The following is a 9,788-nucleotide window of genomic DNA, read 5'->3' on the forward strand; positions in this document are numbered from 1 at the left end:
AATCCCGTCATCCCATGGCGCACAGCCCGGGATTCCGCGAGCTTTCACGTACACACATATCCCAGACCATTACGTGACTGCTGCACTGACTTTCGCTTCGCTCCAGCTCCACCCGAGTCTCCTTCAGGGCCTGAAGGAGCTCGGCTTCGCCAGGCCGACCCCCATTCAGGGCGAGGCCATTCCGCCCGCGCTCGAAGGGCGCGACGTGCTTGCCTGCGCCATGACCGGCAGCGGCAAGACCTACGCGTTCCTGTTGCCCATTCTGCACCAGCTCATGGAGCGCCCGCGCGGCAAGACGCGCGCGCTGGTACTCACGCCCACGCGCGAACTGGCGGCGCAGATTCTCGACAGCCTCAACGACGTGTGCACGCACACGCCGCTCACGGGGGCCGCCGTGTTCGGCGGCGTGGGGATGGGACCGCAGGAACACGCCTTCCGGAGCGGCGCCGATGTGATCATCGCCACCCCGGGTCGGCTGCTCGACCACTTCCGTCAGCCCTACGCGAAGCTCGAGCACCTCGAGTACCTCGTGCTCGACGAAGCCGACCGCATGCTCGACATGGGCTTCCTGCCCGAAATCAAGAAGATTCTGCGACATCTCCCCACGAAGAAGCGGCAGACGCTCTTCTTCAGTGCCACCATGCCGGCGCCGATCGCGGCGCTGACCAAGGAGATGCTCCACAATCCTGCCACGCTCAACCTCCAGCGTCAGGCCGCGCCGGCCAAGGGGATCACGCAGGCGGTGTATCCCGTGTCGCAGGACCTCAAGAGTGCGCTGCTCGTGGCCCTGCTCAAGCGTGGCGACATGCCGCAGGCGCTCGTGTTCACGCGCACCAAGCATCGCGCCAATCGTCTGGCGAGTCAGCTCGTGACGGCCGGCATCAAGGCCGAGCGCATTCACGGCAACCGTTCGCAGGCACAGCGCACCCAGGCGCTCGCCGGCTTCAAGGACGGGGCGTATCAGGTGCTCGTGGCCACTGACATCGCCGCACGCGGCATCGACGTGGAAGCCCTCGGCCACGTGGTCAACTTCGACGTGCCGGTGGCGTCGGAAGACTACATCCATCGCGTGGGGCGCACCGCACGCGCCGAAGCGACCGGTGAAGCCTTCACCTTCGTGAGCCCCGAGGAAGAGGGCGAGCTCAAGGCGATCGAGCGCGCCATCAAGAAGACGCTGCCGCGCGTGACCGTCCCCGACTTCGACTACAGCGCCAAGCCCCAGGCCAAGCTCGAAGTTCCGATCGCCGAGCGCATCGCGGAGATCCGGAAGAAGAAGGCGGAGGATCGTGCGCGGGCGGCCGAGAAGGCGTCGCGCCGGGTGGCCGCGCAGGAAGCGGAGGCCGCGCGTCGCGCGGCCAAGGCGGCCAAGCCGGAGCGGGGCCCGCGCGGACCGCAGGGAGGAAGCAGACCAACAGCCCAAGCCGGTGACGCCGTGCAGAGCGGCGGTGCGCGCCGCCGTCGTGGCGGATCGCGCCGTCCCGGCGGTCGAGGCGGTGCAGGTGCAAACGGCGCAGGCGCACACGGGGCGGGCGGCAACGGTCCACGAGCCAACGGGCCCGGGCGCGCTGGTGGCAGCGACGCCTCACGTGATCGCCGAAACGACAGCCCTTACAAGTGATCGGGGGCCGAACGGCGACGACAGATCGTCGCCGTTCGGTCGTGGTACCAGCAGTCCCAGGCGTGATCATCCGCCAATGCCAGCGCCAACGCTGAGCGCCTTGGCATCAGCACGGTGCCAATGGCTGCACGGTCGAGCAGCCCGCGCCACCCGGCGCGGAGTGTCAACAATGTCCCGAGCTGCTGCATCCGTTCTGGGGTGAAGTGCAGCGGATCGAACCATGCCTGGTGCCCGCGCCATGCATAGGGGACGTATCCGCTCCAGGCCCACGTTGTCAGGACGTGACCAGGCGGCGGCGCCTGCTGCAGCGCGTCGACGGCCGCCACAGGGAACCGGGTGGCATCAATTGGTACGGCGAGCATCTCCCGCTGCCACAACTGCCCGCCCTGCGCACCGAGCAGGAGGACGCCTGCGGCCACGAGGCCCCCAGGCCACCAGACTGTCTGCGTGATCGTGAGGTTCCCGACGGATGGTACGGATGGTGTTGGATGTCGTCTGGCGGCCTGCATGACGAGCAGGGGCCAGCCCGTGAACGCAAAGAGCGCGATGTTCCGACTGGCCCTCAGCGACACCACGATGCTGAGCAGCACGATCAGTGTCGTCGAGGGTGACCACGCGGCGCGTGTGGCGATGAGGATTGGCAGCGCTCCCAGAGCGATCAGCAGGAAGAGGACATCAACCGGTGACGTCAGGGCCGGTGGCTGATATTCCGTGACCGTGGCGGCGAGTGCGCCATCCTGCAGGGTGTGAAGAATGGTACGCTGGAGCGCGATACCGTATGGCGTGGCGAGCGTGGCAACGCACGCGAGGCCGGTGACGGCGATCAGGATGGTTGATCGCTGCCGATGACTGTGCTGCTGCCGGGGTGCGATCACCTCGCCGATGGTATGGGACACCAAAACCATCAGTCCGAAGGTCCAGCCGCCGTGGAGATTGGCCCAGATCGCGAAGAGCGGAATGAGCCAACGGATGGTGCGCGCGTCACGACCGCGGAGGAGGAGCATGAGGATGGCGAGCAGCAGTAGCGTTGCTGCGTGCGGGCGAGCCAGCCAGTGTGATGATGCGAGCGCCACGGATACGACGCCCCCAAGCAGCGCCGTCAGTGGTGCGACGCCACTGCGCAGCAGCAGGTGAGTAACGAGCGCGTGCGCGAGGCCGGCCATGACCGCCACGACGCAGACAATGGCCGGCAGTCCACCCAGCGCGTGTAGCCATGCAAGCAGCACGGCACTGCCCCATGCCGGTGAGACCGGTGCCGAGCATCCGTGGTGCAGGATGTCGCGGCCGAAGGCGATGTGGGCGAAGAGATCCCCATCGCTTTGCGTGAGTGGCACCGCTGAGTACAGCAGCAGCGCGATGGCTGCACTGCCCAGCAGGCTTGGCAGGAAGACGCTCAGCCGCTGCATGGGGAATACAGAGGGCATGCGGCAACATCAGACATGCGACAACATTGGCCGCGGGTGCCAACCGCCTGCCGGATCGCGACTGACACGGCTGTCGCTGTTCTCACTGATTTCGCACGGCACACCGATCGCTATGCTGTGCCCAGCGTCACGCCCCATGGGTTTGCGGCCTTTATCGCCTTCTTCCCAACGACTGGCGCCCGACGGTGTGGTCACGGAGCCTGCACTGTCGCTCCCATTCGGCTCCGATCATTCACTCGCGGTCAGGAGGATACATCCATGCGATCGATCACCACGCTATCGAAGCGCTTCATTGCAGACGAGGACGGCGCGACTCTGCTCGAGTACGGCATGCTGACCCTGCTGATCACCGTGCTGTCGATCGTGGCCGTGAAGGCCATCGGTCTCAAGGTCAGCACAGGCTTTGACACCGTGAACACCAATCTGCCGTAACGCCGTCGTGATCATCGCAGACCATGCGCCATGCCGCTTCTGGCGGGACGAGAGCGGTGCCACGCTCCTCGAGTATGGCATGCTCAGCCTGTTGATCACGGCGTTGGCCATCGTAGCGGTGACTGCCATCGGGGCCAAGGTCAGCAACGGGTTCGTGCTCGCGAATGCGGGACTGCCGTAGGGCATCGGGCGCGCCATGTCGATCGCGTTCGGGGGGGCATTGCTGCCTCAGGTTGAGGCTGTCACCCTGGTGGTCGTGCTCCTCACGGCCTGTGTGATGGACCTGCGAACGCGTCGCATTCCGAATGGGCTGGTGGTGGTGGGCGCGCTGGCGGGGGTGGGTTTCGCCCTGCTCGACGGGGGGCTCGGTGGCGGAGTTCACGCCGTGGCTGGGCTGACCGTCGGGCTGCTGGTGTGGTTGCCGTTCTGGCTCCTGCGCATGCTGGGTGGCGGTGACGTGAAACTCTTCGCCGCGGGTGCCGCGTGGCTCGGCCCCACCGGGGCCATCGAGGCGGCGATGATTGCCGGCCTCAGTGGTGGCATCCTGTCGTTGCTCTATCTCGCGCAGCGTCACGGGCTTCGTCACACGCTCTTTCGGTTGGTGCATGGTGTTCAACATCCCGCCCTCCTGCGGGAGCCTACGCCGTCGGCGTGGGATCACCGCATGCCGTACGCGCTCGCCATGGCGGCGGGCCTGGCAGGGGCGGCACACTGGCCAGGACTCATCCGGTGAGGCAGACGCATCATGTTCCCATCGTGGGCGAGTCGATCTCGCATCCTTCGACGCGACGAGTCGGGCGTTGCTCTTCTCGAGTTCGCGATCTTCGTGTCGCTCCTGCTCGTGCTCGTGTTTGGCACCATCGACTTCGGTCGGGCGATGTTCACGGCCAACAATCTCACGGCCGCCGCGAGAGAAGGCGCGCGCTATGGCGCGCGGCACACCAATCCCGGTGCCGCATTGAATGCCATCCGGGATACGGCCGCCTCGAAGATGTCGCCGTTCGGCAACACGCCGGTGAATGCCGCGTCGCAAGTGGTCGTCACCTGTCTGCCGAGTTGTTCCACCGGTCAGCTGCAGGCCGTGCAGGTCCAGATCAACTACCCCTTTACGTGGCTCACCCCGTTGCCGGCACTGATGCGACAGCCGCTGACGCCGGTGCTCCACGCTCGGGCCACGTTCCGGTGGGAAGGCTCATGAGCACCCGGAGCACGACACCCGAGTCCCCGTCGCTGCATCGAACGGTGCTGTCATGACTCTCAATCGCTACTCCGTCGTCCTCGTTGCCACCGTCATCACGGCCGGGATGGCCACGTTTGGCGTGTATCGGGTCATCGAGACGACCCGAACGCAGAACCGCGTGCTGTTACGCCCCGTGCTCGTGGCCACGAAAGACATCCCCGAGGGGATGTCACTCACGCGCGGCGCACTTGACCGGAAAGACTGGCCCATCGTGTCCGTGCCACCCGGGGCGTTCAGCAGCATCGATTCGGTCGTCGGACGCGTGACGCGCGTGCCGGTCTATGCTGGCGAAGTCATCGTGCCAGGACGACTGGCACCCGTGGGTACCGGTCCCGGCTTGCAGGTGAAAATCACGCCGGGCAAGCGCGCCATGGCGGTGAAAATCGATGACGTGGTCGGTGTGAGTGGTCTCATTCAGCCGGATTCGCGGGTGGATGTACTGGTCACGCTCCGCGACAAGGGTCCGGACGGTGAGCAGATCTCCAAGCTGTTCATGTCAAACATGCGGGTTCTGTCGGTCGGGACCGTTGATCGCTCGGGCCCGGACAATTCGCCCATCATCGCGACGTCGGCCACCCTCGAGGTGACACCGATCGAGGCCGAGCGCCTCGCGGTGGCCATGCGCGATGGCACGATTCAACTCGTGCTGCGCGGCTTCGGTGATCCCGACACCGTGAGTACGAAGGGCGCCACTTCGGTGGATGTCCTCCAGCGCCCGCCGAAGCCTGTCCCACCACCGGTGGTGGACGATGCCCCCCGCGCACGTCCCCGGGTGGCCCAGCGACCGGTGAAGGTGGCCGCGCCGCCGGCGCCGCCGCCAATCGCCGGCCCCGTCGTGCCCGTGGCTGTGCCGAAGAAGCCTGATACGCTCACCATCGACGTCATCCGCGGTGACAAGGTCACCCAGCAGCGCTTCGAGAAGGCTGACAGCACCAGGAAGCCTGACAGCACGATCAGGAAGCCCCCGCGCACGTGATCGTCTCCTCTGCCTTCGTTTCTCTCACCGAGAGAGGTCTCGGCGTGATGTACTTCATGACTCTCCGGCATCGCGTGATGCGCGCGGCGAACCGCCATGCGCTGCTGGTGCTGCTCTGCCTCGGCACGACGTCCGTGCCCGCCTCGGCGCAACCATCGCCGCCCTCCGATTCAATTCATCGCATCAATCTCTCCGTGGGGCGGTCCTTTCCGATCGCCTCGAAGGAGCCGGTGCTCAAGGTCGCCGTCGCCAATCCCGATATTGCCACCGTCGTTGTAATCACTGAGCACGACGTGCTGATCAGCGGCAAGGCCCTCGGGGAAACCGACGTGGTGATCTGGGCGACTGGACAACCACGGACGCATTATCGCGTATCGATCCGCACCCCGAATGATCGCCAGCTCGTCTTGCTCTCCGTGCGTCTGGCGGAGATCCGGCGGGATGTGCTTCGCCAAGTCGGGGTCTCCGGATTGCACACCAGCACGCAGGGAAACACGCGGGTGGGGACTGGGGTCTTCAAGAACGACGATGCGCGTACGAGCGATGGTGGCGTGCGGCTTCCGACGGATACTCGCTTCCTCTCCATCCTATCGGACTTCGGGACGAAGCAATTTCTTGCGCTGCTGCAAGCCGAAGAACAGAGTGGACGCGCACGCTTGCTCGCCGAGCCGAACCTGCTTGCAGCGGACCGAGACTCGGCGTCCTTCCTGGCTGGTGGTGAACTCCCCGTGCCGGTGGTGCAGGGGGGGCTTGGCGGAGCGGCCGGCGTTGGGATTCCCGTCACCATTCAGTATCGCGAGTTCGGCGTGCGGCTGCGCTTCGCCCCCACGATCGTGAGCGATAGTGTGATCACCCTGTACGTGCGCCCGGAAGTCTCGAGCCTCGACTATAGCAATGCCGTCACCCTGAGTGGCTTTCGCATCCCGGCGCTACGCTCGCGCCGCGTGGAAAGCTCCGTGGATATTCGTCGCGATCAGTCCGTGATCCTTTCGGGCTTGTTCAACGAAGAGCGAGAGCAGGTGCGGACCGGGATTCCGCTGCTCATGCATCTGCCTGTACTGGGGTCGTTGTTCGGGAGCACACGGTGGCAAAGTTCGGAGACGGAGTTATTGGTCATCGTTACGCCAACAATCATCGATCCGTCGAAGATTGGTGACGAGCTTACGCTGCCGCTGCTGCGCGATGCACGCACGCCGGCCCTCGATGTGCTCCGCAAACGCTTGCCAGCCGATACGGTCAGGAAGCTCCCGTGACTACCGCCCCGTCTCCGGAGCTGCGCACGGTCCTGGTGGTTGGGAACGCCGACCAGCCAGAGACCACTAGTGGTGCCGTCCTGCTGTCGCGCGGCTTCACCGCGGTTGAACGCGTCGACACCCTGGCTGAGGCCGCTGCACGTTTGGGGACCACGAAGTTCGATCTGGTCATTTTGCCGATTGGGTCCGCGACGACCGAGGAGCTGTCGCTGATCGAACATGACATTCGTTCCTCGGTGCCGTTCATCATCGGGACGGCCGCGAACGCGACTCAGGAACTGATTCTCGGGGCACTGCGGGCAGGCATTCCAGAGTTTGTGCCTGCGCCGGTCCAGTCGGAGGAGTTCGACGTGGCGGTTCGCCGGCTGCTGCGGCGCATGGAGCCGGCGCCGCGGACCCGCGGGACGCTCATTGCCGTGTATTCGGGCAAAGGGGGATTGGGGACCACCACCATGGCGGTCAATCTCGCGACGGCAATTGCGCGTCAGCAGCCAGCCGTGCGGGTGGCCCTGGTTGACTTCGTTGTCGTAGGTGGTGATGTGCGGGTGCTGCTCGATCTCAAGCCGGCATACGATATCGGGGATCTGGTCATGAAGGTCGATCGCATCGATGGGGAACTCCTGTCGTCGCTCATGACGCCCGGTCCTGCCGGCATCCATGTGCTGGCGTCATCCGACCGACCGGAAGTGCAGGATCTCATCGAGAGTTCGGCCACCGGCACCATTCTCGGTCAGCTTCGCGCACACTTCGACGTCGTGGTGCTCGATCTCGAGCACTATCTCAGCGAGCGCACCATCGGTGCCCTCGATGCCGCCGATCGCATCGTGCTGGTTACGCAGCTTTCCGTACCGGCCTTGCGCAGTACACAGCGCACGCTCGAGCTGTTCAACCGGCTCGGATACCCACCAACGAAGGTGCAGGTGGTCGTGAATCGCTCGAATGCCGAATCGCCACTGACGATCGGAGATGCCGAAACGGTGCTGGGTCGCCGCATTCACGCGAAGCTGCCCAATGATTTCGGGGCCTGTGCCGAGGCAACGACCAAGGGCATCCCCGTGCTCGTGCACGAACCCGGTTCGTCGCTGTCGAGCGGCTTCGTGCAGCTGGCGAGTACGCTGACCAATCCGCCTGCATCGATCGATGTGGCTTCGAACGGTGGCAATGGCGGGGACTCACGGAAGCGGCGGCTCTTCCGCCTGGGGAGGGTATAACCATGGCCTCATTACGGGAGCGGCTGCTGGGTGTGGCCACCACGGTAGCCCGGGAGGCGGAGGAGTCGCCGTCGGGGACGAGCGTTCTCGCGGGGGCGACGGACCGCCACAGTCCGGGGGGTGGATCGCCGCCGGCACCGCGTGGGCTGTCCGGGGCTGCCGTTCGTCGTCGCGGGGGGGCACCCGTTGCGGTGGAGCGTCGCCCCCGCACCATCGGCCAGCGGCGAATCGAGGTCGAGCCGCTGGGTCCTGTCGAACAGCTCAAGGTCGATCTGCATCGTCGGCTGGTGGAGCAGCTCGATCTGGAAGCCCTGGAGCGAGTAAAGGACAGCACGGTCGTATCGGCGCAGATCCGCGATGCCGTGGCCGATTTCCTGCGCAACGAAGCGACCCCGCTCACGCAGGCCGAGCGGGAGGATGTCATCGAACAGATCGTCTATGAGGTCACGGGGCTCGGACCGATCGAGCCATTCTTCCGCGACCCCACGATCTCGGACATTCTCGTGAACGGTCCGCGCGATGTGTACATCGAACGTCATGGCCGACTCTCCAGAGTGCCGGTCACATTCCGCAACGATGCGCACCTGCTGGCGATCATTGATCGTATCGTCAGCCGCGTAGGCCGTCGCGTGGACGAATCCTCGCCGATGGTGGATGCCCGATTGCCCGACGGGTCGCGTGTCAATGCCATCATCCCGCCGCTGGCGCTCGACGGTCCGATCCTGTCCATCCGCCGCTTCGGCGCCGAAATGCCCATGTCGGCGCTGGTGGAGAATGGCACGCTTACGCAGGACATGGTGGAATTCCTCGCGGCCTGCGTGCAGGCGCGAATGAACATCATGGTATCGGGGGGTACCGGGTCGGGCAAAACCACCTTGCTAAACGCGCTCAGTGCGTACATCCCGGCCACCGAGCGGGTCGTGACGATCGAGGACGCCGCGGAGCTGCGATTGCAGCAGGAACACGTGTGCCGGCTCGAAACGCGTCCGCCGAACGCGGAGGGGCGCGGGCAGGTCATCGCGCGAGACCTTGTGCGCAACGCCCTGCGTATGCGCCCTGATCGCATCATCGTGGGTGAGGTGCGTGGTGCCGAGGCTCTCGACATGCTGCAGGCGATGAACACCGGACACGAGGGATCGCTCACCACGATTCATGCGAACTCGCCGCGGGACGCCCTGGCGCGTGTCGAGACGATGATCCAGTTCGCGAGCACGTCCTTGCCGTTGCGTGCGATCCGGGAGCAGATCGCGTCGGCCCTCGATCTGGTCATTCAGATCGCCCGCATGGCCGACGGCTCGCGGCGTATCGTGTCGATCTCGGAGATCACGAGCATGGAGGGTGATGTGATCTCGATGCAGGAACTCTTCCGGTACCGGCGCCAGGGGATCACCGATGCCGGCGAGGTGGTGGGGGAGTTTCAGGCCACGGGCGTCCGGCCGGTCTTCATGGAACGACTGCACATTGCCGGCATCGATCTCCCTGCGCGCCTGTTTCTGGCGGAGTAGCCATGCAAACCCTCATCCTCTTCCTGGTCTTCTTCGGGACCACCTTCGTCCTGCTCGGGCTGTACGTGTTCGCCAATCGGCGTCGGCTGGAAGCGACGGCGGCGCTCAAAGCCCGCATCACGGCGGGCG

The 9,788-nt window shown here is 65.5% G+C and carries 10 protein-coding genes; 9 read left to right on the forward strand and 1 reads right to left on the reverse strand.

Translation table 11 applies throughout. From position 1 onward, the window contains the following. Positions 1-73 precede the first annotated feature (73 nt). Positions 74-1,618 (forward strand): DEAD/DEAH box helicase, encoded by a 1,545-nt coding sequence (locus ACIQ51_RS13370; RefSeq protein WP_396205556.1) that lies wholly within the window; start codon positions 74-76, stop codon positions 1,616-1,618. Here the strand turns inward: ACIQ51_RS13370 and ACIQ51_RS13375 are convergent. After that, positions 1,609-3,042 carry a hypothetical protein gene (locus ACIQ51_RS13375; RefSeq protein WP_396205557.1) on the reverse strand — a complete coding sequence of 478 codons (1,434 nt, stop codon included), beginning with the start codon at positions 3,040-3,042 and terminating at the stop codon, positions 1,609-1,611. The genes ACIQ51_RS13370 and ACIQ51_RS13375 overlap by 10 nt on opposite strands. A gap of 258 nt (positions 3,043-3,300) precedes the next feature. On the opposite strand from ACIQ51_RS13375, the gene ACIQ51_RS13380 reads away from it, so the two are divergent. The 8 genes from ACIQ51_RS13380 to ACIQ51_RS13415 are packed head-to-tail and all read left to right on the forward strand — an operon-like array spanning position 3,301 to position 9,659. Further along, a complete protein-coding gene (locus ACIQ51_RS13380) occupies positions 3,301-3,474 on the forward strand; it encodes a Flp family type IVb pilin (protein ID WP_396205558.1) in 174 nt (57 codons plus the stop codon). A 7-nt stretch (positions 3,475-3,481) separates the two neighbouring features. After that, positions 3,482-3,655: a Flp family type IVb pilin gene (locus ACIQ51_RS13385; RefSeq protein WP_396205559.1), complete on the forward strand. Its 174-nt coding sequence runs from the start codon at positions 3,482-3,484 to the stop codon at positions 3,653-3,655. A gap of 15 nt (positions 3,656-3,670) precedes the next feature. Next, complete coding sequence (locus ACIQ51_RS13390; RefSeq protein WP_396205560.1) at positions 3,671-4,207, forward strand: prepilin peptidase; 537 nt, start codon at positions 3,671-3,673, stop codon at positions 4,205-4,207. A 12-nt stretch (positions 4,208-4,219) separates the two neighbouring features. Beyond that, positions 4,220-4,672, forward strand: coding sequence for a TadE/TadG family type IV pilus assembly protein (locus ACIQ51_RS13395; RefSeq protein ID WP_396205561.1), 453 nt, complete (start codon positions 4,220-4,222; stop codon positions 4,670-4,672). A gap of 52 nt (positions 4,673-4,724) precedes the next feature. Further along, the gene (gene cpaB, locus ACIQ51_RS13400) at positions 4,725-5,690 is read left to right on the forward strand and encodes a Flp pilus assembly protein CpaB (protein ID WP_396205562.1); all 966 of its coding nucleotides are present in this window, start codon (positions 4,725-4,727) and stop codon (positions 5,688-5,690) included. 56 nt (positions 5,691-5,746) lie between these two features. After that, positions 5,747-6,943: a type II and III secretion system protein family protein gene (locus ACIQ51_RS13405; protein ID WP_396205563.1), complete on the forward strand. Its 1,197-nt coding sequence runs from the start codon at positions 5,747-5,749 to the stop codon at positions 6,941-6,943. After that, positions 6,940-8,154, forward strand: a complete 1,215-nt coding sequence (locus tag ACIQ51_RS13410) for a P-loop NTPase (RefSeq protein ID WP_396205564.1) — start codon at positions 6,940-6,942, stop codon at positions 8,152-8,154. The genes ACIQ51_RS13405 and ACIQ51_RS13410 overlap by 4 nt, the downstream gene beginning before the upstream one ends. A 2-nt stretch (positions 8,155-8,156) precedes the next feature. Next, a complete protein-coding gene (locus tag ACIQ51_RS13415) occupies positions 8,157-9,659 on the forward strand; it encodes a CpaF family protein (RefSeq protein WP_396205566.1) in 1,503 nt (500 codons plus the stop codon). The last annotated feature ends 129 nt before the right edge of the window (positions 9,660-9,788 follow it).

Source organism: Gemmatimonas sp. (assembly GCF_044344655.1).
Lineage (GTDB): Bacteria > Gemmatimonadota > Gemmatimonadetes > Gemmatimonadales > Gemmatimonadaceae > Gemmatimonas.